The organism is Corynebacterium minutissimum (genome assembly GCF_000805675.1).
Taxonomy (GTDB): Bacteria; Actinomycetota; Actinomycetes; order Mycobacteriales; family Mycobacteriaceae; genus Corynebacterium; species Corynebacterium minutissimum.
Map to the genome: position 1 here is coordinate 227174 of NZ_JSEF01000012.1, position 25530 is coordinate 252703.

The window sequence follows — 25530 nt, forward strand, 5'->3', positions numbered from 1 at the left end:
TCATGACTACCAGCACTTCAGCGCAAGCCGTTCCGGCCACCAAGAAGAAGGAGCACAAACTACCTTCAGACAATGAAACCCGCATGTCGGGTGCTGCCAAGTTCGTGATCTACGCCATCCTGGTGTTCTTCACCTTCGTGTTCCTTGGCCCGATCCTCTTCATCTTTATCAACTCTTTCAAGTCGAAGTTCGCGATTTCCTCGGACCCGTTCTCCTTGCCGGTTGGCGAAACCTGGGTAGGATTTGAGAACTTCATGGTGGGACTCACCAAGCAGGGCTTCCTTGAGGCCACGCTGTGGTCCTTCGTCATCACGATTCTCTCCGTTATCGTCATCGTGTTCTTCTCCGCCATGACGGCCTATTACATCACGCGCGTCAAGACCTGGTGGACTAATTTGCTGTACTACCTGTTCGTCGTATCCATGATTATCCCGTTCCAGATGGTCATGTTCCCGACGGTCAAGATTGCTGACATGCTCCACCTCAATAACCCACTAGGAATTGTGGTCCTGTACTTGGGCTTCGGTTCTGGACTCTCGGTGTTCATGTTTGCAGGCTTTGTAAAATCGATTCCTATCGATGTTGAGGAAGCCGCCATGATTGATGGCTGTGGCCCGATTCAGAACTACTTCCGCGTGGTGTGGCCTATGCTCAAGCCCACTGCCGTAACGGTTGCCATTCTTAACGCCATGTGGGTATGGAACGACTACCTGCTACCGTACTTGGTCATTGGTTTGTCGACCCGCTACAAGACCATCCCGGTGGTTATCCAGTCCTTCGTCGGTTCCAACGGTAACCGCGATATGGGTGCCATGATGGCCATGCTCGTGCTCGCCATCATTCCGATTGTCATCTTCTATTTCTCGACGCAGAAGCACATTATCGAAGGCGTGGCCGCGGGCGCGGTCAAGGGCTAAGCAATCTCGGCCTCGAACCACCATCGTGTCAACAAGCCTCCCGTAACCAGTCGGGAGGCTTGTTCTCTGTTGTCAGCTCACATCCGATAGGTTAGGAAACCATGAACCGCTTCCTAGGGCCCGAATCGAAGTTCTATGCCGTTCTGAGCCTGTTCGCTGACCTTGTCATCGTCAACGTGCTTGTCGTCATCACATGTTTTCCAGTGGTAACCGGAGGGATGTCGCTGCGTACGGCTCACGAGGTCACCGGTCACATGGTTCGGGAGGAGGGCTCGCGACGTGGTTCCGCATTCATCCGGAACTTGCTCACCCGTCCATGGACCAATACCGCCTGGTGGCTCATCTGTCTCGCAGCAGTAGGGCTAACTGCATATGAGTTCGCCATCATTGCAAGGGCCGACCTAGGGCACATGGGTATCGTTTTACGTGCCGCACTTATCTCCGGACTCATCGTACTGAGCTGCATCAGTGTGTGGTTCTTCCATCTCGATGCGCCGAACATTGGGTTTCGGCGTCGGTGTGCAGCAGCCATAACCAACGCAGTAGCGCACTTACCTCGAACACTCCTGGCCATTGCGCCAGGTGTGCTCTTGGTTCTCTTTCCGTTCTTTTTCCCGGAACAATGGGGGAGTTACGTATTCTTCCTCGCCGTGCTCGGCCCGGCCCTCGCCATTTACCTAGCTGAGCTTGCGCTGCAGTGGCCAGAGCTCTCGACGCAGGCAGCACGTGACTGATAAAACGACAATAGGGTAGAGGCACCCACATGGGCCTCTACCCTTCGTCATCACCACACGAAGCTCGGTGTGGTGTTAGGACTCATTTTCTTCCTGTTCCTTCTGCTCCTTAAGCAAGCGAGCAGCTGCGCGACGGCGGGAACGGAGGTTGTCGATGCGCTCCGTCAACAATTCATCAAGTTCCTCGATAGAGCGACGCTCACGCAGCATGTCCCAGTGGGTACGCGGCGGCTTGATTGGCTTGGATTCCACGCCTTCGCCCTCCACGAGGGTGCCAAGCTTGCCATTCTTGCACATCCACTCCTCAGGAATTTCCGCATCGTCCGCGAATGGCACCTCGTAAATCTCGCCGTCCTCGGTGCGGTATTTCACCATTTGGCGGGGTGCCAAATCGTGGTCACGGTCGGTTTCGTAGCTCACTGCGCCCATGCGGCTGCCACGGAGCACGCGATCTGCCATGCAACATCATCCTTTTCAAGTAGTGAGGGAGGGTAAGGATCGACCTTTATCACCTAAAGTTCCTCTAGTATAACGAACGGCCCCAAGCCTTTGTTCCCACCCTCAGCTTTATGGGCTAAGGTGTGTGGAGTGATTGGTACACAGGATCGGCAGCCAGGCTCGCCACGTCGAAAAGGCGCCACCACCTGCCAATGGTGCGGCAAAGACATCCCGCAGGGCGGGCGCGGTCGACCACGCAAGTTCTGCTCTGCCTCATGTAAGCAGCGTGCATATGAGCAGCGCCAGAACGTAGCGGGAACTACCATCCCTGCCAATGCCGTTATCCTCACCCCAGAAAAGGCAGATCAGCTTCGAGATAGCCTCTTTGAGTTGCGTTGCTGCGCAGAGGATGTGGCAACGGCGGCGTCAGAAAGCGCCAGCGCCGAAGAGATGGAGGAGCTGTGTACGGAGCTGGTCACGTTAGCACGCAAGCTGGAGGAATTGAGATAGAACATGAAATCTGTATTTGGTAACCGCAAGCTGGTCATCAGCATCTTCGTGATTCTGATTCTCGCCTCGACCGCATTAGCTCTCGGACCGCTCGTGTTCTCCCTGGTTATGGGCCGCGGTGTCAAGACTGAGCCGATCAATCTAGACCGAATTAAGGCAGCGTCGACTGAGCTTGACGGCGAATGGCACGTGGTCAAAGGCTCACCATATAACTTCACATCAGCGGGCTTTACTATCGACGAAATCCTTCCTGCAGACAAGCGCACTACCTCTGGCTCAACCAAAGAAGTTACTGGTCAGGCCACCATTTCAGGCTCGGTTGTAGAGGAAGCCACCATCACCGTAGATATGACCTCGCTTACCACCGATAAGAAGGTGCGCGATCAGAACATGAAGACCAAACTCTTTGAGGTCACAAGGTTCCCAGAGTCAACGTTTACGCTGACCGAACCGGCCGATCTATCCAGCGTTCCTGATGATGCCTCACCAGCCACCATTCCGCTCACCGGTGATCTCACCATCCATGGCGAAACCCAGAAGGTCACGGCAGATTTCCAGGTCGTGCGCGATGGTGACACCATCATCCTCGGCGGCGATATCCCGATAAACCGCTTGGACTTCGGCATTGAGACCCCTGAGATGATCGCCGCCAAAATCTCTGAGGTGGGCGACGTCAACGTCCGCGTGACTCTTCAGAAATAACCTGCTTTAGGGCATATCAATTATGAAGTCTCAGTATCTCATCACTGTGTTGTGGATTCGCCTCGCGGTACTCACGGGTTTCGGAATCTTTATCTGGTTCACCGGAACCAAGTTGATGGTGGCAATCTCGGCGCTTTTGGTGGCTTTGACGGCCGTTCAACTCGTCATTGCTTACCGCCAGCGTTAAAACCGCGAGTTTTCTCCTTACATCCACATACCCCACTTAAAGTCACTTGACGTTATTATGAAATGTCTTGGCCGGAGACAACACGAGGGAGGTTCAAGCCTGGAGTGAGTGTTCACACACCAGCAGACCCAACCAAGGGAATGAAGGGACGATCATCATAACCCTCAGCCCCTAAGGTTCATTTTCACCCTGCAACGCGCTAGCCGCTCATCGGCACAGTTTCGAAACGTCCATATCCGTGTGGGGATGAATGGGCATCACTCCAAATCCAAGCGCGAAGGATGTCAGCAGAACGCCGGCAATACTTAAAGCCACCAGCAGAGCCTTTAATCCCGTTGTCCGATAATGTACATTATGTCAGATTATAAGGATGGCCCACGCCCCTGCCATAGTGAGCTCCCGCAAGGTTCTCCATACCCCCAGACCTCGATCCCGAAACTCCATGCTCGCCTATCCCGCGACTACTTGATCCCCCTTTTGGCGACCAGCGTGTTGCGGGTTTCAGGTCTGGGGCTTTGCCAACGTTGGCCTAGGGCGAAGTGATTCGCGTGGCGCCGATAAGCGCCCAGATCTTGTCCAGCACCAACCACAGTATTAAGGCCTCCCTAACTCTACAAAGTCCGGCTCAGAATTGCTTCTGAAGTAAGACTTTCGCGAGTTAAGGAGGCTCTTGCCTTCTCTTAACTAGCTCACTGCCTGTGCAGCACGTGCTTCGGCCGCAGGTTCTTCGTCGAGGGGTTTGCGCCTCACGATGGCCGCAAAGATTGCGCCGGTGACATTGGCCCACACGGCAGCCACCACTCCAGGAAGTGCTGCCTCCGGAGTAAAGAACTGCAACGCTAGTGCTGAGGCCAAGCCAGAGTTCTGCGTGGCGACTTCAATAGCAGTTGTGCGCGCTGCGGACTCGCGCTCGCGGGCAAGCTTGGCCAAGTAGTAGCCGAAGACGAATCCGATGAGGTTCTGAATCGCTACGCCCACAAAGACGACAAGGCCTACTGTTACCAGTTTCTCCTGCGACTTCGACACCACGGCCATCACCACAGCGCCAATGCCGGCAATCGCCACCCACGGCAGTAAAGGGAGAACCTTGTCCACAGCCTTGCTAGCCAACACGCGCAGGAGCAAACCCAAGCCCACCGGAATAAGGACGGTCTGCACGAGCGACCACATCATGCCCTTGCCATCCACATCCGCGGTCTGGCCCGCCAACCACAACATGAGCAGCGGCGTCATGATTGGTGAGACCAACGTGGACACCGAGGTCATAGCCACGGACAACGCCACATCGCCTTTGGCTAAGAAGGCCATGACATTGGAAGCTGTGCCACCGGGGACGGAGCCCAGGAGGATGAGGCCGACGGTGGCGGCGTCGGAAAGCCCCAGCACCTGTGCCACCAGCAGCGCGCTCGTGGGCATGATGGCGAACTGACAGAGCACACCCAAAAAGATAGGCATGGGACGTTTCGCCACCAGCGCTAAGTCCGGGATGGTCAGCGTCAAGCCCATGGAGAACATAATGACCATGAGCAGTTGCTTGGTGTACTGGCCAACCGGCTCAAAAGTACTGGGGCTCACAAATGCCACGGCAGCGCAGGCAATGATGACGAGGGGGAAGGCATAGACGGCGATCTTCTCGCCGCGCTCCCCTTCCGTACGTGGGCTGGTCATAGCGCGTCCTTTCCATCAAGAATCTCATTCAGTGGACTAAGTATCTCATATCACAGACGACACGTACCCCATTTGGCTCATATTTACTGTCAACCGATAGATTAGAGGTATGTCAAAGCTCTTCAGCCCCGATACCTCTCGCCTCTCACGTCCTGAGGGAACTACCAGCCAAGCTGACGCCGTCCCTGCCCGCTACAGCCACGGCTCCCCTGCCGAGCTCGTCGCGGACATGGAAGCCATCGTCGGTAAAGAAAACGTACACGGCCGCTTAAGCGACCTCGTGCGTTTCTCCTCGGATGCCGGTCCCTACCGTTCTATCCCCAACATCGTGGTCTCCCCGCGCAACGCCGCTGACCTTTCGGCGCTCATGACTTACTGCGACGCGAATAACCGCCATATGACATTTCGTGCCGCCGGCACGTCCCTCAATGGGCAGGCAATGAGCGATGACATCTTGGTCGACGTCAAGACGCACTTCTCCGGCATGGAGGTGCGCGAAGGAGGCACCAAACTATGGTCACGTCCCGGCGTCATTTTGGGCGATGCCCAAGCGGTGCTCTCCCGCCATGGCTTCATGCTGGGCCCGGACCCGGGGTCCACCTCCGTATGCACCATCGGTGGTGTGTTGGCCGATAACTCCGGAGGAATGCGCTGTTCACTAGAGCGCGATAGCTACCACAGCATCGAAGAACTCGTCTTCGTTCTCCCGTCGGGCACCATCGTTGACACCGCTCGCGGTGATGAGGCCTTCCGAAAGCAGGAGCCGAAGCTCCATGCAGACTTGCTCGCCTTCCGCGATAAGTTGCGCGCCAATACCGAGATGGTGGTGTTCCTGCGCACCAAGTTCTCCATCCGCAACACCAACGGCTTGCGCATCGATGCCTTCCTCGATGAGGACGAGCCGGTACACATCCTCAAGCGCCTCCTCATTGGTTCCGAAGGTATCTTCGGTGCCATTACCGAGTCCGTTATGCGCACGGTGAAGCTACCTCGCGTCAAGGCCACCACCTGGGTCGAGCTGCCCAACTTGCGTGATGCCGCCAACTTCGTGCACCCCATTATGGAAACCGGTGCTGAGGCCTGCGAGTTGCTCGTTGCCCCCGTTATGCGCCGCTCGGCTGAGCACTATTCCCACGCGCCGGAGTCGTGGCGAACCCTCGACGATGACGCAGCGGCCCTCCTCGTAGAAGTCGGCGGTGGAGACGAGGAAGAGCTGAACCAGGCCATGGAGCGACTGCGCGCTGTGCTTGCCGACGCCCCACTGCTCCGCCCCCTCGAATTCCTCACCACCCCAGAGGGCATGCGCGGGGCCTGGGAGCTGCGCAATGGCCTGTATGGTCTGCTCGGCGCTGACCGCCCCAACGGCACGGCCTACATCACCGAGGATGTTTGCTTCCCACCGGCACAGGTAGGCGAAGCCGCAGCTGATCTGATGGATCTGCAGGCCAAGTATGGTTACCCGGAGTCCGTCATGGGACATGCAGCCTTCGGCAACTTGCACTTCTTCTTTACCCCGCGCTTCGACCGCGAGGAAGAACGTGAATCCTATGCCAACTTCCTCGACGAGTTGGCGGAGCTGGTCATCGATAAGTATCAGGGCTCAATGAAGGCAGAGCACGGCACCGGTGTGAATATGGCGCCCTTCCTCGAGCACGAATGGGGCACGGAGGCCTTTGAGCTTTTCTGGGAGGTCAAGAACATGATTGACCCGAAAGGCATCCTTGCTCCTGATGTGAAACTTACCCGCGATGAGACCATTCACCTACGCAACTTCAAGTCCTTCCCCAAGGTGGAAGAGGAGATTAACCCGTGCGTGGAATGCGGTTTCTGCGAGCCAGTCTGCCCGTCGCGTCACGCAACGGTTACCCCGCGACAGCGCATTGTGCTGCGCCGCGAAATGGCCCGACAAGAGGAAGGCTCGGAGGTTCTTGCCCAGCTGCAGAAGGAATATCAGTACGACGCGGTGGATATGTGTGCTGCCGACGGAACGTGCTCCATCCCCTGCCCCATCAGCATTGATACCGGTGCCGTGATGAAGAAGCTGCGTAACCAGCAAGCTACCCCAGCCCGTGAGAAGGTCGCGCTGACCACAGCGCAGCGCTGGGATGTGGTGGAAAAGCTTGCCCGCGCCGGCATTATTTCCGCCAACAAGATTCCACACGAGCCACTGGAGCTGGGCGCGAACATGGCCCGTACCGTCGTGGCGCCTGACCTTCTGCCGACTGTTCCAGGCCCGTTGCCGAAAGGTGCCTCCCGACTTCCAGAGACCCCACGTGAGGGCGCTCAGGCGCTCTACTTCCCTGCCTGCATTAACCGCATCTTCGGCCGCCCGGCAGGAGCCGCGCAGGACTCGGTCGAGCTGCCACGCGCAGTCGTCGAGCTCGGCCGTCGTGCCGGCCAACCAGTATGGATTCCGGACGATGTAGCCGGCGATTGCTGCGGTACGCCTTGGTCCTCTAAGGGCTACCAAGAAGGTTTTGAATACCAAGCGCAAAAGATTGTGCGTGACCTGTGGCACTGGTCTGAGCATGGCCGCTTGCCCATCGTGGTCGATGCCGCCAGCTGTACCCACGGCCTGCTGGATTCGGTACCGGACGCGTTGTCCGCGGCTGACCGCGAACTCTGGGAGGACCTGCGCATCCTTGACCTCGTGGAGTGGCTGCGCGATGAGATTGCACCGCACCTGCCGATTGTCAAGAACATGGGAAGCATTGCCGTTCACCCCACGTGCTCAACGGATCACATGGGCATCAGCCAAGACCTTGTCGACTTGGCCAACCTCTGCGGTGACGCCAAGGTTCCCGAAGGTGCGATGTGCTGCGGCTCCGCTGGTGACCGCGTCATGCTTCACCCGGAGCTCGTCGAGTCCGCCACCCGCGAGGAACGTGCCTCGCTCGACGCTGAGCATTTCGATGCGTACGTCTCCGATAACCGCACCTGCGAGATGGGGCTAGAGATGATCGCGGGTAAGACCTACGACTCTATCGCTGTCCTGCTCGAACGCGCATCTCGTCCGGTCGTGACCCCATAGCAACGCGCCGGTGGCGGTACCCACTGTGGGAGCCCCGCCACCGGCGCGCTAAATGTGGTCGACCCGGTTTAGAGGTAGTCGTAGTTGATTTCGGTGTCAGGGGCGAAGAACACGCAGCCGCCTTTCATCGGGCGCAGGTAGATAGTGTCGCCCTGGTGCACGTCAACACCGCGCGGCACCTTCACCGTGATCCGGTCACCACGGACCGCGATGACGTCGTCGGCCGATTCCTCGCGGCTACCGTAGACGTACAGTTCGGAGCCTAGGTGCTCGACGATATCGACCCGTATCGGTAGCCCATACTGCTCGCCGGGCTGGTTTACGCCGACAATCTCCCAGTTCTCTGGGCGCACACCAACGATGACGCGGTTCGATGACACCTTCGCGGCTTGCTCCTGCGGCATGTAATAGTCCAGAGCATGGTCCTTGCCGCCAACGACGCGTCCGTCAACGAACGGAACGTTCTCAATGAGCGTCATCGCCGGCGAACCAATGAACGTCGCCACAAAGGAGTTGCCGGGGTTCTCATACAAGGTGTTTGGCGCATCGACCTGTTGGATGATGCCGTTTTTGAGGACGCAGACGCGATCCCCCATGGTCATTGCCTCAGTCTGGTCGTGGGTGACGTAGACCGTGGTGGTGTTGAGCTCGCGCTGCAGCTGCAGGATTTGCGCACGTGTGGAAACACGCAGCTTTGCATCCAAGTTGGATAGCGGCTCATCCATAAGGAAGACTTTGGGCTGGCGCACGATAGCACGCCCCATGGCCACACGCTGACGCTGGCCACCCGACATCGCGGAAGGTTTGCGATCAATAAGGTCTTCCAGTTCGAGCATCTTCGCGGCAAAGTTCACGCGTTCTTCGATGGTTGCCTTATCCACTTTGGCGTTTTGCAATGCAAACGCCATGTTCTGGCGCGCTGTCATGTTGGGGTACAGCGCGTAAGACTGGAACACCATGGCTACATCGCGGTCCCGCGAACGGGTCTCAGTAACGTCAGCCCCATCGATGAAGATTTGACCTTCGTCGATCGGCTCAAGCCCAGCGAGCATACGCAATGTCGTCGACTTGCCGCAGCCTGAAGGTCCGACGAGTACCAGGAACTCGCCGTCCTTGATGTCGAGGTTTATGCGGCTGACCGCCGGGGGCTTCTTCGGATCGTAGATCCTGGAAGCTTGGCGGAATTCAACAGTAGCCATGATGTCCTTTCAAACGATCCGAAGTGTTACTTGAGCTTCGGGGTGATGTCGCGGTCGATGACGCTCTGGGTCTCCTTCTGCAGGTCACCGAATGCGGACTCCACGTCCTCATTGCCCACAGTGATGCGGTCCAGAACGCCACCGATGCGCTGTCCGCCGCCCGGCACGAAGACGCGAGCGTAGTCCTGCGGCTTGGTGTTCTCGTTGAGCTGCTCGATAGCGGTCTGGGCGTTCGGGTTCTCCTTCAAGAACTTCTTCTCTTCCGGATCATCCAGGGCGTCCTTGCGCACTGGCATGTAGCCCGTCTTCTGAGAGAACTTGATGGTGTTCTCGGTGTTGGTCAGGAAGTCAATGAACTTAACCGCGTTGGCTTTACGCTCGTCAGAAATCCCAGCCGGCACGGCCAAACCAGCACCACCGGTTGCTGCCGAAGGACCAGGACCGGGCAGGTAGGTGGTGATGAACGGAATCGTCGCCGTCTCCTTCAGACCACCCAGGGAACCGGTGGACTCCAGCAGACCGGAAGCCTTGCCAGAGCCGAATGCAACGGTCGGGTCGGTGGAGATTTCGATGTGGCCTTCCTTGACCTGGTCCTGCAGGAACTTACCTGCCTCGATGGACTCCTTCGAGGTAAAGTTCGGTTCCCACTCATCAGAGTAAGAACCACCGAAGGCCCAAATCATGCCCTGGAAGTACCAGTCGAGGTAGTTGGAGCCATCCGGAACGGTTACGGCAGGCTTGTCGAGTTTGTCCTTGATCTTGGTGGCCCACTCATCGAACTCTTCCCAGTCCTTCGGGCCGCGATCGGTCGGAAGACCTGCTGCCTTAAGGTCATCGGTGTTCCAGTACATCAGGTTCGTGGAGCGCGAGTACGGTACGCCGTAGTGCTTGTCCTTGTACTTGTAGTCCTCACGCAGGGTATCGACGTAGCTCTCAGAGTCAATGTCGTTCATCTCCCACAGCTCATCGAGCGGCGTGGTGGCCTCATTCAGTGCGAAGTTGAACCAGGTGACGTCGGACGCAACGAGGACGTCAGGCAGGTCGCCACCTGCAAGGGCAGCGTTGAATCGCTGTGCAACTTCCTCATAGTTGGAACCGGCGGTGACCAGTTCAACCTTCAGATCGGGGTTTTCTTTCTCAAACTCATCGATGAGCTCCTGCTCCAGGTCGCGGGAGGAACCCGGGTGGTTGGACCAGAAGGTGATGGTGTTGGCGTCGCCGCCGTCCTTGGAACCGCTTCCGGCAGTGGTGGAGCCACCTGCGCAGGCGGTCAGGGACACGGTGGTCAGCAGTGCCGCGCAGACGGCAACGATGCGAGTAGAAGTCTTACGAGACATGGTGGGAGTTCTCCTTGAAAAGTGAAGAGTATGAGGGGTTTGATTGAGTTGGGCGTTGAGACAGCAGGCTGGGGGCAGACTAACCCTTGACTGCGCCCGCAGTCAGACCCTTGATCATCGGCTTCTGAAGTATGAGGAAGATAATGATCATGGGCAGGGTTGTCAGCACGGTGCCGGCCATCACCGGCGCCCAGTTGGTCACGCCTTCCGCGTCCTGCAAGCGGGTCAGGCCCACTGGAAGGGTGGCTGCGGCCGGTGTATCCGTAATGAGGAAGGGCCACAGGTATTGGTTCCACTCATTGACCACGGTGATGAGGACGAACGCAGACAGCGTTGGCCACGACATCGGCAGGACCACGCGGAACAAGGTGGTGAAGAATCCTGCCCCGTCCATGCGAGCGGCCTCGAGAATTTCCGGGGGCAATGACTGGAAGTGATTGCGCATGAGGAAGGCACCAAACGCCACGCCCGCCAGCGGGATGATGACGCCGGCGTAGGTGTCTCTCCAACCCCACGACGCAACCAGCGAGTAGTTCGAAATAATGGTGATCTGGTTGGGCACCATCAGCGAGGCGATGATGAGCAGGAACAGCAGATTTCGGCCGGGGAAGCGAATGAATGCGAAGGCATAGGCGGTCAGAACGCCAAGGACTACTTCCACCACCGTCAGGATCAGAGTGATGATGACGGAGTTTTTAAGGTAGCTCGAAAATCCAGAGGTCTGCCAGACGTAGGAATAGTTTTCCGCCTTGAAAGGATTGGGCCAGAAGGAAATCGGATCCGAGTACACATCCTGGAAAGACTTGAAGCTGGTGATAAAGATGAAGTACAGCGGCACCAAAATCATCAGAACCGTAAGAACGAGGGCGATGTAGCCGACGACCTTCGTTGCTGGGTGGCTGTGATCGATGGGCTCGCCTTTGCGCTTGCGCTGGGCCTCGGTAATGACGGGCGCTGCGAGGGACTGGGATCCAGGAACCGGCGGCAGTTCGCCTTGAGCTTGTGGCAGGCCTACGCGTACGGAAGCCGGAATTGCGCGACGGTCAGACATTTACTTATCCATCCTTTCCTGCAACTTGATCTGCAGCACCGTAATGACAAGCACGACAAGGAACATGATGGTGGCCACAGCAGCGCCATAGCCAGCGCGATTGTTGATGAAAGTCTCCTGGTACACCTGGAAGACCATCGTGGAGGTACCGTAGCCAAACGGTCCACCACCGGTCATCGCATTGATGATGTCGAAGACCTGGAAGGAATTAAGCAGCACAGTAATCAGCAGGAAGAAGGTGGTGCCGCGAAGCTGCGGCAGGACCACGCGAAAGAAGTGCCGTGCGGCTGGGGTGCCGTCGATCTCCGAGGCCTCATCAAGGTCTCGGCGGCGGCCCTGCAAAGCTGCGAGATAGATGACGAAGACGTAGCCGACGTTCTTCCACACGTAGGTCACCGTAATCATGAACAGTGCCCAGTTCTGCTGCTGGTAGAAGTTCGGCACATCGACCCCGATAAGGCCCAAGAAGTACTGAATGAGGCCGTAGTTAGGATCGAAAACGAACTGGAAGGCCACACCGATTGCCGCGCCAGCGATGACGTAGGGAGCAAAGACCATCGAGCGCACCGCCGCGCGACCAAACAGCTTTTGGTCCAGCAACAATGCCAGCGCTAGCCCCAGAACCATCGAACCGGCCACCGCGAAGAAGGTGAACACGACAGTGTTGAACACGACGCGCCCAGTATCCGGTGCCTGGAACCAGTCGATGTAGTTCTGCAGGCCGACGAAGGTCATCGTCGGCGAAGAAATATTCCAGTTGAAGAAAGAGATGCGGATGTTATCGACTAGTGGTCGATACGTGAAAAGAATGAGAAGGAGAAGGTTCGGGCCAATGAGCAATGCCGCGAGGCCGATCTGCCTCCAGTCGAGCTTTTGCTTGCGTGGGTGACGCGCGTACTCCTCGGAGACGACCGGCTTCTCGGTGACTGCGGGGATCGCAGTCATGTGCCCGTTTGCCGGGTTGGATATTGCCATGCAGAGAAAGGTAGACCAAGACGGTTAACAGAAAGTTGACGAAAAGTTTTGGCCGGACAAACAACCGACAAATTTCAGGGGTGAAGCCCGCAAAAGCCCCTTATACGCGTGTCGCACGCCACAAATGCGACGGCTATAAACGTCCGGTCACACGTCGCTAAAATAGTGACGCCACCACTTTTATAGCTAGACCTTTTAGACTCATGAGCGAAACCAATGCAGACCTGGTTTAACGCTAATTAGCTGCGCGAAAGCACTTCTAGAGCCAGCTCCGGCAGGTCGGTTGCCATGAGCTCTACCCCGTTATCGCGGCACCACGCCATGTCCTTGGACAAGTTCACCGTCCACACGTAGGTCGGGCATTCAACCCCACCAAAGAAGTCGGCTTCACTCCGCGCCTGGCGAATGGAAGGCCCGAAACCCGTCGCGCCCTCACGGGACTGCGGAAGCCCCTCTTCCGGCTCTAGGAGCAAAAAGGATTGCAGGGACGGCAGCAGGTTCCGGAACCGAGTAATTGCTTCGGGATTAAAGGAAATCAGGCTAAACCGTGGGTCGGCATCGAGCTGTCGGTTACGCAAGACCTCCGCTACCGATTCCTCAAGCCGCGCGCCAAATGGGGACGGGTGTTTAGTCTCAATGAGTAGCTGCTTGCCGGGATAGGACTCGACGAGGTCAAGCAATTCGTCGAGAAGCATGATTCGTTGCGGATCCTCAGTGGTGCCCACATTAAGTGCGCGCAGCTCTTTCAGCGTCATATCACCTACTGCACCGCTGCCGTCTGATGTCCTGTCCACCGTCTGATCGTGGATGACCACGACTTCCCCATCCTTGGTCAGGTTGACGTCGCACTCCACTCCAGCCACGTCAAGTTTGAGGGCTTCGTCGAAGGAACGGTGGGTATTCTCCGGGTACCAGCCGTTATAGCCTCGGTGTGCGATAATTCCTGTGCGGTCTGACATGATTTTCCTCCGAGCCGCGAGGTGGGTTGTGATGGCGCCGCCCAGTGTAGACCGCGCTAACGGCGCCCGCCGCGGTGGCGATGTGTTGCCACAACGTGGACCGCGTCCAACATGCCTAAGGTAAGCAACGCCTCACGCAGGGAAAACTGGAAGGTCCACAGACGGCGGAACACGTGGTCAAAGCCAGCGGCCGCTGCCTCACGTAGGCGGCCATCGAAGAAACTGCGCTGATAGCGCACGGTTTCCAAATAATGCGTACCCACATGCGTTTGCGCAACGATGCGCAGGTTAGAGCGCTTATCAAAAAGTTGGTAGGTTTCCTCTAGCGTCGGATAATCCAAGCCTGGCCAGATATAGGCGCGCATGACCTGCACTGCTGAACGCGCAGACGGAGTCATCTTGGAGGTCGCGAACAAGGAGGATAGGCCCACGCGGCCGCCATTGATGAGGGAGCGGTCAAGCACTTGCACAAAGCGGCGGCGTTCCCGCGGAGAGAGGGTCTCCAATTTCTCCACGCTCACGATGGCGTCATACCTACCACGCCACTGTTTCGGATCCGGCAGCGCGGTATCGATTGCTTGCACATGCACCGAATCGGCAGCGCCTTCGAGGAGAAGCTGTTCGTCGAAAAGCGCACGCTGATCCTCATCTCCCGTAAGAACATCTACCGTCGCACGGCGAGCCACTGCCTGCACCGCCACCTGCAAACCCGTAGCAGGATAAACCAGCAGGTGGGTACCGGCACCCGTATGGGTAGCGTCAAGGAGCCATTGCGCAGCCCGGCGCTGCGCATCTCCCAGATCCTCACGGTCGGTTGAAGTAGGTTCGCTCACCGTCGTCACATCGACAAAATGCTCCTTAGGCTCCTTGCGGCCTGCATGAGCGCTATAGCTACGCACCGCTTCGCGCACTGTCGTTGGCACACCGCTAGCAAAAATGCCTCCCGAGTGGCTCAAAGAATCCCCGGCATAAAGCTTCACCACATCCAGCGGCAACTCCCCCGGCGTGGACTCTTCCACCGCCACATCCTTCGCCTTCGGGCGGTAGCCCACTCCCAGCAGGCGCAGCAGCACCTTGACCAAGCGATCAGAATCAGGGGTGGTCCACTCACCCGCCATATAGGACTCTGCGAGGCCGAGCCAGCCGGAATCGGCGATGCGGGAGAAGAGGGCGTCGTGAAGCACTGCAATATCGGGGTCGTTTCCTTCTAAGTCCACCCCTGCCTTGGCACAGGCCTGCGCAAACTCCGCTTCCGCACGCCCAGCAGTAAAACGCAGCAGACGCGAGGACGGTACCGAGGCCACGCCCGGCCACGCCTCAGCATCAATCGAAGCCAAGTGGGAATACACGCTTAAGCCCGCCTCCTCATCGCACACATGTCCCGATAAGAATAAAGCGCCCCCGCCCACAAGGGGTGGAGGCGCGGCCCAAAAAGCCAGTTAATCCCCCAAATAGTATGCATGTACGGCTAGAAGGGTTTAGACTAACTCGCGTAAAATTTTCTAGCTTTCTTCAGGAAGGTACACAATCGCTATGGCGCACACTCCCCACCGTCCAGCTAACGGCCGTCACCACGTCGTTGTTATCGGTGCAGGCTTCGGCGGCATCAATGCCGTCAAGAAGCTCAAGGACGCAGACGTTGAGATCACCCTCATCGACAAGAAGAACCACCACCTCTTCCAGCCGATGCTCTACCAAGTAGCAACCGGTGTTATCTCCGCCGGTGAGATCGCTCCGTCCACGCGCCAGATTCTGCGCAACCAGGACAATGCTCACTTCATCAACGGTGAGGTCACTGACATCAACCTCAAGGACCAGACCGTTACTGCTGAGCTCGACGGGGCAACCTGCACCTACGAGTACGATTCCCTCATCGTCGCTGCCGGTGCTGGACAGTCCTACTTCGGAAACGACCACTTTGCCCAGTACGCCCCGGGCATGAAGACGCTGGATGATGCCCTCGAAATTCGCTCCCGCATCATTTCCGCCTTCGAGAAGGCTGAGCTGGAAGAAGATCCTGCCAAGCGTGAAAAGCTGCTCACCTTCGTCATCGTCGGTGCCGGCCCGACCGGTGTGGAGCTCACCGGCCAGATTGCTGAGTTGGCACAGCGTACCTTCGCCGGCGCTTACTCCAACTTCGGTTCCACCTCCGCCAAGATTTACCTGCTCGATGGTGCCCCGCAGGTTCTGCCTCCGTTTGGCAAGCGCCTCGGCCGCAAGGCACAGCGCGTCCTGGAGAAGCTGGGCGTCGACGTCCGCCTCAACGCCATGGTCACCGACGTGACCGAGGATGCCGTGACCTACAAGAACATGAAGACCGAGGAAGAGGTCACCATCGAGGCTGCCACCAAGATTTGGTCCGCCGGTGTGGCTGCTTCCCCGCTGGGCAAGCTCATCGCAGACCAGGCCGGTGTTGAGGCTGACCGTGCTGGCCGCGTTGCTGTTAACGAGGACCTCACCGTGGGCGAGTACAAGAACGTCTACATCGTTGGTGACATGATTTCCCTCAACCGCCTGCCGGGCGTGGCACAGGTAGCAATCCAGGGCGGCAACCACGTGGGCAAGCTCATCGAGGCCAAGATTGATGAGGAATCCACCGCGAACGAGTCTGAGGCTTTCGACTACTTCGACAAGGGCTCCATGGCAGTTATTTCCCGCTTCAACGCTGTGGTCAAGCTGGGCAAGACCGAGTTCACTGGTTTCCCGGCGTGGCTGTCGTGGCTGGGCCTGCACATCTCCTACATCGTGGGCTTCCGCAGCCGTGTGCTCGTGGCCCTGCACTGGCTGCTCAACGCTGTATCGCGTGACCGCGGCAACCTGGAGATTACCCAGCAGCAGCGCGTTGCCCGCAATGTGATTGACCGCGACCTTCACTAAAGAACGTCGCGTCACCGTGGGGAGAGGAGATAATCCTCTCCCCTTTTTTCATTCCCGGTTACGGTGGAGGGTGCACCCAGTTCCCAGCCTGAAGGAGAGCCACCATGACCCTGCCCCGAGTTCTTAGCATCGCCGGTACTGATCCCACAGGCGGCGCTGGCATTCATGCGGATCTAAAATCCTTCGCGGCTGCCGGGGCGTACGGAATGGCCGTGGTGACCGCGTTGGTTGCACAAAACACGCAGGGCGTGCGGAGTATTCATACTCCCCCGGTCAGTTTCCTTCAAGAACAACTGGACTGTGTGAAGGACGATGTGCTTATCGACGCCATCAAGATCGGCATGCTCGGCTCCGTCGCCATCACCGAAACGGTCAGCGAGTTCGTGTCCTCATTGCCGGATGGGGTTCCGGTCGTGTGCGACCCAGTCATGATTGCCTCCAGCGGGGACCGCCTCTTGGAGCCAGCGGCAGAACGCGCGGTACAAGAGCTCGCGCGTCGAGCCACCGTCGTCACACCGAACCTGCCAGAACTTGCAGTGCTTGCAGACGTGGAGGAACCGCGCACACTGGAAGAGGCGATTGCGGTGGCGAGCGAGTGGGCGGCCACCAATGGCACGTGGGTCGTGGTCAAAGGAGGTCACCTCAACGGCAAGCACGCCGATAACGCCACGGTAAGCCCCGATGGCCACGTCACCCGCGTGCCCTGCCCCCGCGTGGAGACGAAGAATACGCACGGCACCGGCTGCTCCCTTTCTTCAGCACTCGCCGCGCGCTTAGCTGCCGGCGATACGCTTGACGCCGCCCTTCAGTGGGCCACTGAGTGGATTCACGAGGCTATCGCGCATGCAGACGAGCTTCACGTTGGCAAGGGCCACGGCCCTATCGACCATGGACACCGCATGCGCCGCCTCGCTTTATCCGAGTAAGTCCGCGCCGGGGCGAGTCAGTACCGCGACGAGAAACGTCGAGTTGTCCTTGAACACCTTCATGTCCCATGAGGAGAAGGTGAAATCCACGCGGTAACCAACCGCTCCGGCCAGGGCGAGAAACTCCTCAAAGCCCCAGCCGCGGCCTTCACCAAAGCCGACGACGAAACGCCCGCCTGGGCGAAGAGCGTCGAAGACGTTGCGCAGGGCAGCGTCCCTACCTTCAGGGTCAATGAACGTCATGACATTGCCCGCTGCCACGGCGATGTCGAAATTATCCTCCGGGATGTCATCTTCGGAAAGATCCCCCACCTCCCAGCGTGCCTCCGGATAGTCGTGTTCGGCATGCTCGATAAGAATTGGATCGACGTCCACGCCCACGACAGTGTGTCCACGTTTAGCCAGCTCACCGCCGAGGCGCCCAGAGCCACAGCCCGCATCAAAGACGCGGGAGTTTCGTTCCACCATGGCATCGATTAGCCGGGCTTCGCCGTCGATATCCTTACCCTGGGCTCGAAGCGTCTTCCATTTCCGCGCAAAGTTGTGCGAATGGGCCGGATTAGCTGCGGTAACTTCTTTCCAGGTAGGCATAAAAGCAATTATATGCCCTTTCACGGTGTAAGCTTTAGCCGCTCAGATAAAACTCGCCAGGGAAGCTTGCCTCCCGGGCTCACATCACGCGAAGGAGGCTGTCACCGATGCCGAACGTACCGTCGCCATTTAGGCCACGTAAAAAGAGTGCTCCTCCCAGTTCCTCCGCTTCCTTCTCCGTGCCAGCCGAGCGCGCCATCGAGCATTGCCGCGTTTTCGTCGACGGTGAGGCCCTGCCCGGTGAGTACACCCCGCACAGCGCCCTGCAAACCATCGAAGAATACGGACGTGGCTTCGTGTGGGTCGGCCTGCACGAGCCGCTGGAGTCCCAAATGACCAAGGTGGCCTCCGAGTTTCGCATTCACGAGCTCATCGTGGAAGACGTCGTCCAAGCTCACCAGCGCCCGAAGCTAGAGCGCTATGACGACCAGCTCTTCGTTGTTGCGCGTTCCGTGAACTACCGTGACCACGACGAGGTGACTGATAAGCGCCAAATCATTTCCACCGGTGAGGTGCAGATGATTATTGGCGATACGTTCATCATCACCGTGCGCCACTCCGCCAAACTGCCCAACTTGGCCTACGTGGTGCAGGACGAACAAGACCTCGTGGAACAAGGGCCGGTGGCCATGGCCTGGAAGATTCTGGACATGATGGTGGACCGCTACTCCGAAATTTGCCGTCTCATCGCCATTGAGGTCGATGAGCTCGAGGAGGAAGTCTTTACGCCCAACTCGTTGCCCAACATTGACCGCATCTACATGTTTAAGCGCGAGATTCTCGAGATGAAGCACGCCATCGACCCACTCTCGCCGGCACTGCGCGCGATGAATTCCGACCACAAGGATCTCATTTCCAAGACGATCCGTTCCTACCTCCGTGACGTTAACGATCACGAGCTGGTAGTCAAAGACCAGGTAGCGGGCTTTGATGAGCGCTTGACCTCGCTAATCGACGCCTCCGTGGCCAAAGTCACCATGCAGCAGAACTCTGACATGCGCACTATCTCCGCGGTGGTCGGCATGTGGGCAGCTCCCACGCTCGTCGCTGGTATCTATGGCATGAACTTCGATGTCATGCCTGAGCTCCATTTCGCGTGGGGCTACTTCGGCGCACTTGGGCTCATGGTGTTAGTGGTCGCGGCCATGTGGTGGTGGTTCCGCCGCAACCACTGGCTGTAGCGATTGCCGCTTATTGCACGACCATCGTTCGCAGCGTGGAGGCAGCCAGCAGCACGTCGCCCTGGCTAATCTTGACCTCCCACAGCTGCGTGCGGCGCCCCTTGTAGAGCGGCGTGGCCACAGCCGAAACGATGCCTTCAGCCACGGGTTTGAGGAAATCGGTGTTATTGTTCACACCAACGACCGGCTTGCCTGCCACGATGAGGCTGCCGACGGACGCGGTGGACTCCGTAATCGTGCAGTAGAGACCGCCATTAGCCACACCCCACGGCTGGTGGTGGTCCGGAACAACTTCAACCTCAGAGCGGATTTCATCGCCGGAAATGTGTGTATAACGCAGACCGATTAGACCTGCTAGGCCCTGCGGGTTGGAGTTAATGAGGTCGAGTTCTTCCTCGTTGAGCGGGCGTTTTTGCGCCGCGCCGAGAAGCTTTACAAAGATTTCAGCGTGTTCCATGCCACACCAGAGTAGTCGATTTTGGTGACGTAAGATGGTGAACATGACTCAAACTGCTGAAAAGACAGATCTCGCTCAGATTGGTGTCGTGGGCTTGGCCGTTATGGGCTCCAACCTGGCACGCAATTTTGCCCGCAATGGTAACACCGTAGCGGTGTACAACCGCAGTCCGGAGAAGACCCGAGCGCTCATCGAGAACCATGGCGATGAGGGACACTTCGTCCCATCCGAAACTGTTGAGGATTTCGTGGCATCCCTGGAGCGTCCGCGCAAGGCCATCATCATGGTGCAAGCAGGTAAGGCAACTGACGCCGTCATCAACCAGCTGGCTGAGGCTATGGATGAAGGCGACATCATCATCGACGGCGGAAATGCGCTGTTTACTGACACGATTCGTCGCGAGAAGGAAGTCGCTGAGAAGGGTCGTCACTTTGTGGGCGCCGGTATCTCTGGCGGTGAAGAGGGCGCCCTCAACGGTCCGTCGATTATGCCGGGTGGCCCGGCCGAGTCTTGGGAGACGCTCGGCCCCATTCTCGAATCCATCGCAGCTAACGTCGATGGCACGCCGTGCGTGACTCACATCGGCCCCGATGGTGCTGGCCATTTTGTCAAGATGGTCCACAACGGTATTGAGTACGCTGATATGCAGGTCATTGGTGAGGCCTACCAGCTGTTGCGTTACGGCGCAGGTATGGAGCCGGCGGAGATCGCGGAGACCTTCAAGGAATGGAACTCCGGTGATTTGGACTCCTACCTCATTGAGATCACCGCCGAGGTCTTGGCACAGAAGGACCCGGAGACGGGTGCCCCGCTTGTCGACGTCATCGTAGATGCCGCCGGCCAAAAGGGCACCGGCCGCTGGACAGCCATTAATGGCCTGGAGCTAGGTGTGCCCATTACCGGCATTGCGGAGTCTGTCTTTGCCCGCGCCTTGTCCTCCTCCACTGCGCAGCGTGCGGCTGCACAAGAGGGCCAGCTGCCATCCGGCACTATCAAGGAACTCGACGTTGATAAGGCTGGATTCATCGAGGATGTGCGCCGCGCCCTGTATGCTGCCAAGCTCATCGCTTACTCTCAGGGCTTTGATGAAATCAAGGCTGGCTCTGAAGAGTTTGGTTGGAACGTCGATCCGCGTGATCTGGCCACCATTTGGCGCGGTGGCTGCATCATTCGCGCCAAGTTCCTCGACCGCATCCGCGAGGCCTACGACAATAACTCGGACCTCCCGGCCCTCATCCTGGACCCATACTTCAAGGGTGAGCTCGAGGGCCTCATCGATCCGTGGCGCCGCGTCGTGGTCGCCGCCACTCAGCTTGGCCTTCCAGCACCGGTCTTTGCGTCTTCCCTGTCCTACTACGACAGCCTCCGCGCTGAGCGCCTGCCTGCTGCTCTAATCCAGGGCCAGCGTGACTTCTTCGGCGCCCACACCTTCAAGCGCGTTGACCGCGAAGGCACTTTCCACATTGAGTGGTCGCGGGATCGCTCCCTCACCGAGTACTAATTGCCGAGTACCAAGCTCAAACACTGTGGGTGAAGGCCTCTCGCCGTCATTGTGAGAGGCCTTTGCCCATTACTATGTACTGCGTACTGCGCAGCCGCTAGCGGCCGATGCTACTTTCGATCACGCTCTACGATTCCTGCGTCGATGAGCGGTTGGCGCAGAAGAACTTCGCTTGTAGTCGAGATGTATTCGATGGCGGCCGTCTCCCCGGCAAGAACTTCAGACATGACGTACTCTTTCTCGCCCTCATACGAGTTGTAAATCATAAAGAGCATCGACCCACGAGTTGTTTTCACTTCGTTGGCTGTACCGACGATATCGACCGTATCGGCCAGCGACTCGAACTTTTCCTTGTGTTCCCTGCCTGGTTTGGCTGCGGCAGCAATCGCATCCGTGTTTCTGGTGTAGTTAGCCATGAGTTCCCCCTCTTCGCCGAAGAAGCAGGTGATAGTAGGCACCATGCCACTAGAGAAGAATCCTTGGTCATCGGGTTTACCGAAGAACGATGCTCCCTGCACACATGTGTCGCTCAACCCCGCCAGTTCTTCCGGAACAGGTGCCTCCTTCAGGTCTCCCTCGCGGATCTTCTCGGCTTCCTCAATGGATAGTGAGTGGTCGAAGTAGTCGTCCGGCAAGCCTTCAAGCGGTGCAAGCGGTGCGGCTTCTACCTGCGTGGGTTTCTCATCATCAGCGGAGTCTTTTTCAGTTGTATCTGCACCGTCATCCGAGGTCGGCACTGTTGATTGCGCAGTCGCCTTCGCTTCAGTTGCTGACTCCGGTGTGCGAGCGGATCTGCCATCATCATCGTTGTTGACAAGCTCCCGAACTAGGAAAAACCCAACGCCAAGAAGAAGGAGCATCGCGATAATGACGGCAAGAAGAATCCATATCGCTGCCGATGAGGACTTCTTCTGCGGCTCAGCAAAGGCGGGGTTTGCCTGGGCGCCGGCGCCATACGGCCCTGCCTGATGGTTTCCATATGGGGCGCCCTGCTGCATCCCATATTGTTGAGCCCCATTCGGTCCGGAGTGATTGAACTGCTGTGTGGGTTGTTGTGGATTCTGTGGTCCCTGCTGGAAGTGCGAGCCATTGTGGGGTTGCGTCATGGTTGCAAATTAGCAAAGTATCGCCGAGTGCTCCCGGGAAAATGACAGGCCATGGGTGCTAATCCCCACCTGTCATCAGTCATTCACACTGAGACTGCTAGGCGTCGATGAAGGGTGGGACCGGAGTTCTGTCGAGAATTCCGGCATCGACGAGCCTCTGCATACAGTCGTAGTCAAAGCCTGTTATATCTTCAGTGAGCAGCATGAGGTACTCAATCACGGCTTCTCCATTAGCCAGAACCTCAACAATCACCAGATCAGAGTCCTGTATATAGCCAGCAATGATAGAGCCGCGCGCAGTAGAAAAGTCCACTATCGATTCCTGCAGCCCCATGCTCTCCGCAGCAGCAATGGCTTCCTTGTTCTCGGTGTATTGCGCGGTGAATTCGTTATCATCACCAAACATGCACTCCACGGTCGGCACCCAGTGTGCATCGCGGCCATCGTCGTCAGATTGACCAAAGTAGGATGTGCCTTCATAGCAGTCAGACGTAAGGTCTGAGAGTACGGAAGGTACCGGTGCATCTCCCGCAGAATCGCGGAGGGTATTGATGTCATCCACATCAATGGTCCGGTCCCAATAGCCGTCATCAGCTGGCGTTAACGACTCCGCCCCATTGTGGTTCCCACTGACGCCACCGGTGGCATCTTTTAGGGCCTGGAGGGCGACAAAGAGAGACAATCCGAGTATGAGCACCACAGCTAAAATCACTCCGAGAGTGGTCCAAAGCGCCTGCTTTGAGCCGCTGCTACCCTGCTGCGACTGTTGAAAGCGATCGTAGCTTCCGTAAGGGCTTGTCATGGGCCAAGAGTAACAGAGAACTAGGCCGCAATTTTGACATAGTTGCAGGCCACGGGGATCTTTCCCCTACTAGCGAAAGAGGGATTCACCATAGTTTCTGAATCCCTAAGCTGGGCGTTAAACTGTGGAAGCGATGACTACTTTTGCCGATCTCGGCCTTCCCCGCGACGTCGTCCGTGTCCTTGATAAACAGGGCATCACGACCCCCTTCCCCATCCAAGCCGCTGCGATTCCTGACGCTCTTGCAGGAAAAGACGTGCTTGGCCGTGGCCCGACGGGCTCGGGAAAAACGTTTACCTTTGGGCTTCCTATGCTCACCCGCTTGGCGGAGTCCGGTGTCTCCCGTCCCGCCCATCCGCGTGGTCTGGTGCTCGCGCCTACGCGTGAGCTAGCTATCCAAATTCAGCAGCGATTAGAAGAACCCGCCGCTGCTTTGGGGCTGCGTGTTCTAGCTGTCGTTGGTGGCGTCAATATCAACAACCACATTCGCTCGCTCGCGCGTCCGGTAGACCTGCTCGTCGCTACACCAGGCCGCGCTCAAGACCTCATCGACCAAGGCAAGCTTTTCTTCGACCACGTCGCCATCACCGCACTCGATGAAGCCGATCAGATGGCCGATATGGGCTTCCTCCCCCAGGTGCGAAAACTTCTTAAGCTCACGCCCGCAGATGGGCAGCGTTTACTCTTTTCGGCGACTCTCGACGGTGAAGTCAACAAGCTCGTCAATCAGTTCTTGCACGATCCGGTTACCCACTCCACCGCACCAGTTGAGGCCGCCGTGGACACCATGGAACACCACCTCATCTTTATTGGCACTCGTGAAGCCCGTAATGACGTGGTCCTGCGCCTAGGCGCACGTAAAGGCAAGACCATCATGTTTATGCGCACCAAGCATGGAGTAGACCGGCAAGCCAAGAAGCTGCGCCGCGTCGGCATCAATGCCCTACCGCTGCATGGCGATAAGGGCCAAGGCTCCCGCACCGCAGCAATCGAAGGCTTCGCTGACGGCAGCGTCCCCGTCCTCGTTGCCACGGATATCGCCGCGCGCGGCATCGACATCGCGGATGTGTCGCTCGTCGTCCACGTCGACCCGCCTGCGGAGCACAAGGCCTACCTACACCGCTCCGGACGCACGGCACGTGGCGGTGATTCTGGCACCGTCGTCACCCTAGTGACCGATGAGCAACGCGATGAGGTAGCCAAGCTCATCCAGAAGGCTGGTGTTAACCACACGGACCTCGATATTAGTGACCGCGCCAACCCCGCCAGCAGCCCCGAACTCGCTCAGATGACAGGAGCGCGCAAGCCCACCGGTGAGCCGCTTGGACCGCCACACCAACAGCAGCCGAAGAACAAGCCGAAGAGCGAGGCCCACAAGCAGTCTTCGCGTCAGCGTTCGGGTAGCCAGGGCCACCGCAGTCGCGGCCGAAACCAACGCCGGCGGCGCGGCAATGCAGGTCAGCGATGATACTTCAACCCGCAGACTGGCAGGCGCAAATGCGCGCCCATGAGGAGGCGGCTGACGAGTACCTCTCGCGCTACCGCCATCCTGGCTCGTACCACCCTGTCTACGATTTTCTCTTCGAGTACTACCCTGTGCGCCCCTCGCATTTGCGGCGCTGGCACCCAGGCATTGGTGTCGCACTGGCAGGTGAGGAGGTTCCCCACGCCGAGTGGCGGTTCTATCACCGCACTGCTGAGGGAATCGCGCTTGATACCGAGGCTTTCCTCGAAAGTCGCGGCGGTACGGTGCGCTACGTCCTCGAGCTGCTAGAGAAGACTGCCCGTAACCCCATACAATTCGATTGCTTCGGCCTCCACGAGTGGGCGATGGTCTATCACACGGATACTCCGCGTCATGACTTGCCACTGAGACTGGGTGCGGAAGGAACGAATGAGGTCGTCGACAAACACCGCATCAAATGCACGCACTACGACGCCTTCCGCTTCTTCACCGCTCCTGCCCGCCCTCTCAACCTCACAGTCCTTTCACGTGATGACCAGCCGGATCATGACCAAGCCGGTTGCGTCCACGCAACGATGGATTTGTACAAATGGGCATGGAAATTGGGGCCGTTGATACCCGGTGAACTTTTCCTTGATACCTTCCGCCTGGCCGTCGCTGCTCGGACACTAGATATGGAAGCATCGCCCTATGACTGCCGTGAGTGGGGCTTTGGCGTTGTGCCAATTGAAACTCCCGAGGGTAAGTCCGAATATGTGCGCCGACAGCGTGCGCTGTCCGACGCCGCCGCGCCCCTCCGCGCACGGCTTGTCTCCCAAATTCGTGCCGTGATGCCCGCTACAATGAAGAACCATTGATGTGACCAGTCGGGGCACACTTAAATGTCCCGAGGTTCCCACCACGGCCCCAGCGCGGA

General features: G+C 58.0%; 24 protein-coding genes. 12 read left to right on the plus strand and 12 right to left on the minus strand.

Features of this window, described 5'->3' with window-relative positions; translation table 11 throughout:
* The first annotated feature begins 2 nt into the window (after positions 1-2).
* The gene (locus tag NX84_RS07370) at positions 3-917 is read left to right on the plus strand and encodes a carbohydrate ABC transporter permease (RefSeq protein ID WP_039675387.1); all 915 of its coding nucleotides are present in this window, start codon (positions 3-5) and stop codon (positions 915-917) included.
* Between the two features lie 101 nt (positions 918-1018).
* Positions 1019-1651, plus strand: coding sequence for a MusI family membrane protein (locus NX84_RS07375; protein WP_039675389.1), 633 nt, complete (start codon positions 1019-1021; stop codon positions 1649-1651).
* Between the two features lie 75 nt (positions 1652-1726).
* Here the strand turns inward: NX84_RS07375 and NX84_RS07380 are convergent, their stop codons facing one another.
* Positions 1727-2110, minus strand: coding sequence for an RNA polymerase-binding protein RbpA (locus tag NX84_RS07380; protein WP_039675391.1), 384 nt, complete (start codon positions 2108-2110; stop codon positions 1727-1729).
* Between the two features lie 129 nt (positions 2111-2239).
* Between NX84_RS07380 and NX84_RS07385 the strand changes: the two genes are divergently transcribed.
* From NX84_RS07385 to NX84_RS12990, 3 genes are read left to right on the plus strand one after another with little or no spacing between them, the layout of a single operon-like run.
* Positions 2240-2599 (plus strand): hypothetical protein, encoded by a 360-nt coding sequence (locus NX84_RS07385; RefSeq protein ID WP_052319703.1) that lies wholly within the window; start codon positions 2240-2242, stop codon positions 2597-2599.
* A gap of 3 nt (positions 2600-2602) precedes the next feature.
* Positions 2603-3301 carry a YceI family protein gene (locus NX84_RS07390; RefSeq protein ID WP_039675396.1) on the plus strand — a complete coding sequence of 233 codons (699 nt, stop codon included), beginning with the start codon at positions 2603-2605 and terminating at the stop codon, positions 3299-3301.
* A 22-nt stretch (positions 3302-3323) separates the two neighbouring features.
* The gene (locus tag NX84_RS12990; protein WP_039675399.1) at positions 3324-3488 is read left to right on the plus strand and encodes a hypothetical protein; all 165 of its coding nucleotides are present in this window, start codon (positions 3324-3326) and stop codon (positions 3486-3488) included.
* A gap of 684 nt (positions 3489-4172) precedes the next feature.
* Here the strand turns inward: NX84_RS12990 and NX84_RS07400 are convergent.
* On the minus strand, positions 4173-5156 hold the full coding sequence (locus tag NX84_RS07400; protein WP_039675401.1) for a bile acid:sodium symporter family protein: 984 nt from the start codon (positions 5154-5156) through the stop codon (positions 4173-4175).
* Between the two features lie 109 nt (positions 5157-5265).
* Here NX84_RS07400 and NX84_RS07405 point away from each other — a divergent pair, with 109 nt between their 5' ends.
* Entirely contained in the window at positions 5266-8187 is a 2922-nt protein-coding gene (locus NX84_RS07405; protein ID WP_039675403.1) for an FAD-binding and (Fe-S)-binding domain-containing protein, read from the plus strand.
* 68 nt (positions 8188-8255) lie between these two features.
* Here the strand turns inward: NX84_RS07405 and NX84_RS07410 are convergent, their stop codons facing one another.
* From NX84_RS07410 to NX84_RS07435, 6 genes are all read right to left on the minus strand, one after another.
* Positions 8256-9386: an ABC transporter ATP-binding protein gene (locus NX84_RS07410; RefSeq protein ID WP_039675405.1), complete on the minus strand. Its 1131-nt coding sequence runs from the start codon at positions 9384-9386 to the stop codon at positions 8256-8258.
* 26 nt (positions 9387-9412) lie between these two features.
* Entirely contained in the window at positions 9413-10723 is a 1311-nt protein-coding gene (locus NX84_RS07415; RefSeq protein WP_039675407.1) for an ABC transporter substrate-binding protein, read from the minus strand.
* A 79-nt stretch (positions 10724-10802) separates the two neighbouring features.
* Positions 10803-11774, minus strand: a complete 972-nt coding sequence (locus tag NX84_RS07420) for a carbohydrate ABC transporter permease (protein WP_052319704.1) — start codon at positions 11772-11774, stop codon at positions 10803-10805.
* Complete coding sequence (locus tag NX84_RS07425; protein ID WP_231913846.1) at positions 11775-12749, minus strand: carbohydrate ABC transporter permease; 975 nt, start codon at positions 12747-12749, stop codon at positions 11775-11777.
* Between the two features lie 239 nt (positions 12750-12988).
* Positions 12989-13708: a glycerophosphodiester phosphodiesterase gene (locus tag NX84_RS07430; RefSeq protein ID WP_039675411.1), complete on the minus strand. Its 720-nt coding sequence runs from the start codon at positions 13706-13708 to the stop codon at positions 12989-12991.
* 56 nt (positions 13709-13764) lie between these two features.
* Entirely contained in the window at positions 13765-15057 is a 1293-nt protein-coding gene (locus NX84_RS07435; RefSeq protein WP_039675413.1) for a class I SAM-dependent methyltransferase, read from the minus strand.
* Positions 15058-15241: 184 nt separating this feature from the next.
* Between NX84_RS07435 and NX84_RS07440 the strand changes: the two genes are divergently transcribed.
* Positions 15242-16585: an NAD(P)/FAD-dependent oxidoreductase gene (locus NX84_RS07440; protein ID WP_039675415.1), complete on the plus strand. Its 1344-nt coding sequence runs from the start codon at positions 15242-15244 to the stop codon at positions 16583-16585.
* 104 nt (positions 16586-16689) lie between these two features.
* A complete protein-coding gene (gene thiD, locus NX84_RS07445; RefSeq protein ID WP_039675417.1) occupies positions 16690-17511 on the plus strand; it encodes a bifunctional hydroxymethylpyrimidine kinase/phosphomethylpyrimidine kinase in 822 nt (273 codons plus the stop codon).
* On the opposite strand, the gene NX84_RS07450 is transcribed toward thiD, so the two are convergent.
* On the minus strand, positions 17500-18102 hold the full coding sequence (locus tag NX84_RS07450; protein WP_039675419.1) for a class I SAM-dependent methyltransferase: 603 nt from the start codon (positions 18100-18102) through the stop codon (positions 17500-17502). The two genes, thiD and NX84_RS07450, sit on opposite strands and share 12 nt — an antisense overlap.
* Positions 18103-18209: 107 nt before the next feature.
* On the opposite strand from NX84_RS07450, the gene corA reads away from it, so the two are divergent.
* A complete protein-coding gene (gene corA, locus NX84_RS07455; protein ID WP_039675421.1) occupies positions 18210-19283 on the plus strand; it encodes a magnesium/cobalt transporter CorA in 1074 nt (357 codons plus the stop codon).
* Positions 19284-19293: 10 nt separating this feature from the next.
* Here the strand turns inward: corA and NX84_RS07460 are convergent, their stop codons facing one another.
* The gene (locus NX84_RS07460; RefSeq protein ID WP_039675423.1) at positions 19294-19740 is read right to left on the minus strand and encodes a PaaI family thioesterase; all 447 of its coding nucleotides are present in this window, start codon (positions 19738-19740) and stop codon (positions 19294-19296) included.
* Positions 19741-19783: 43 nt separating this feature from the next.
* Between NX84_RS07460 and gndA the strand changes: the two genes are divergently transcribed.
* Positions 19784-21241: an NADP-dependent phosphogluconate dehydrogenase gene (gene gndA / locus NX84_RS07465; RefSeq protein ID WP_039675534.1), complete on the plus strand. Its 1458-nt coding sequence runs from the start codon at positions 19784-19786 to the stop codon at positions 21239-21241.
* 110 nt (positions 21242-21351) lie between these two features.
* Here the strand turns inward: gndA and NX84_RS07470 are convergent, their stop codons facing one another.
* Together NX84_RS07470 and NX84_RS07475 are read right to left on the minus strand one after the other, a co-directional pair.
* Positions 21352-22347: a hypothetical protein gene (locus tag NX84_RS07470; RefSeq protein ID WP_126297609.1), complete on the minus strand. Its 996-nt coding sequence runs from the start codon at positions 22345-22347 to the stop codon at positions 21352-21354.
* Between the two features lie 97 nt (positions 22348-22444).
* Entirely contained in the window at positions 22445-23047 is a 603-nt protein-coding gene (locus NX84_RS07475; RefSeq protein ID WP_052319705.1) for a hypothetical protein, read from the minus strand.
* A 235-nt stretch (positions 23048-23282) separates the two neighbouring features.
* Between NX84_RS07475 and NX84_RS07480 the strand changes: the two genes are divergently transcribed.
* A complete protein-coding gene (locus NX84_RS07480; protein WP_039675427.1) occupies positions 23283-24617 on the plus strand; it encodes a DEAD/DEAH box helicase in 1335 nt (444 codons plus the stop codon).
* Complete coding sequence (locus NX84_RS07485; protein WP_039675429.1) at positions 24614-25471, plus strand: hypothetical protein; 858 nt, start codon at positions 24614-24616, stop codon at positions 25469-25471. The genes NX84_RS07480 and NX84_RS07485 overlap by 4 nt, the downstream gene beginning before the upstream one ends.
* Positions 25472-25530 lie beyond the last annotated feature (59 nt).

Coding starts and splice junctions, on each gene's coding strand:
- NX84_RS07370 (WP_039675387.1), top strand. CDS start 3: ATGACTACCAGCACTTCAGCGCAAGCCGTTCCGGCCACCAAGAAGAAG.
- NX84_RS07375 (WP_039675389.1), top strand. CDS start 1,019: ATGAACCGCTTCCTAGGGCCCGAATCGAAGTTCTATGCCGTTCTGAGC.
- NX84_RS07380 (WP_039675391.1), bottom strand. CDS start 2,110: ATGGCAGATCGCGTGCTCCGTGGCAGCCGCATGGGCGCAGTGAGCTAC.
- NX84_RS07390 (WP_039675396.1), top strand. CDS start 2,603: ATGAAATCTGTATTTGGTAACCGCAAGCTGGTCATCAGCATCTTCGTG.
- NX84_RS12990 (WP_039675399.1), top strand. CDS start 3,324: ATGAAGTCTCAGTATCTCATCACTGTGTTGTGGATTCGCCTCGCGGTA.
- NX84_RS07400 (WP_039675401.1), bottom strand. CDS start 5,156: ATGACCAGCCCACGTACGGAAGGGGAGCGCGGCGAGAAGATCGCCGTC.
- NX84_RS07405 (WP_039675403.1), top strand. CDS start 5,266: ATGTCAAAGCTCTTCAGCCCCGATACCTCTCGCCTCTCACGTCCTGAG.
- NX84_RS07410 (WP_039675405.1), bottom strand. CDS start 9,386: ATGGCTACTGTTGAATTCCGCCAAGCTTCCAGGATCTACGATCCGAAG.
- NX84_RS07415 (WP_039675407.1), bottom strand. CDS start 10,723: ATGTCTCGTAAGACTTCTACTCGCATCGTTGCCGTCTGCGCGGCACTG.
- NX84_RS07420 (WP_052319704.1), bottom strand. CDS start 11,774: ATGTCTGACCGTCGCGCAATTCCGGCTTCCGTACGCGTAGGCCTGCCA.
- NX84_RS07425 (WP_231913846.1), bottom strand. CDS start 12,749: ATGGCAATATCCAACCCGGCAAACGGGCACATGACTGCGATCCCCGCA.
- NX84_RS07430 (WP_039675411.1), bottom strand. CDS start 13,708: ATGTCAGACCGCACAGGAATTATCGCACACCGAGGCTATAACGGCTGG.
- NX84_RS07440 (WP_039675415.1), top strand. CDS start 15,242: ATGGCGCACACTCCCCACCGTCCAGCTAACGGCCGTCACCACGTCGTT.
- thiD (WP_039675417.1), top strand. CDS start 16,690: ATGACCCTGCCCCGAGTTCTTAGCATCGCCGGTACTGATCCCACAGGC.
- NX84_RS07450 (WP_039675419.1), bottom strand. CDS start 18,102: ATGCCTACCTGGAAAGAAGTTACCGCAGCTAATCCGGCCCATTCGCAC.
- corA (WP_039675421.1), top strand. CDS start 18,210: ATGCCGAACGTACCGTCGCCATTTAGGCCACGTAAAAAGAGTGCTCCT.
- NX84_RS07460 (WP_039675423.1), bottom strand. CDS start 19,740: ATGGAACACGCTGAAATCTTTGTAAAGCTTCTCGGCGCGGCGCAAAAA.
- gndA (WP_039675534.1), top strand. CDS start 19,784: ATGACTCAAACTGCTGAAAAGACAGATCTCGCTCAGATTGGTGTCGTG.
- NX84_RS07470 (WP_126297609.1), bottom strand. CDS start 22,347: ATGACGCAACCCCACAATGGCTCGCACTTCCAGCAGGGACCACAGAAT.
- NX84_RS07480 (WP_039675427.1), top strand. CDS start 23,283: ATGACTACTTTTGCCGATCTCGGCCTTCCCCGCGACGTCGTCCGTGTC.
- NX84_RS07485 (WP_039675429.1), top strand. CDS start 24,614: ATGATACTTCAACCCGCAGACTGGCAGGCGCAAATGCGCGCCCATGAG.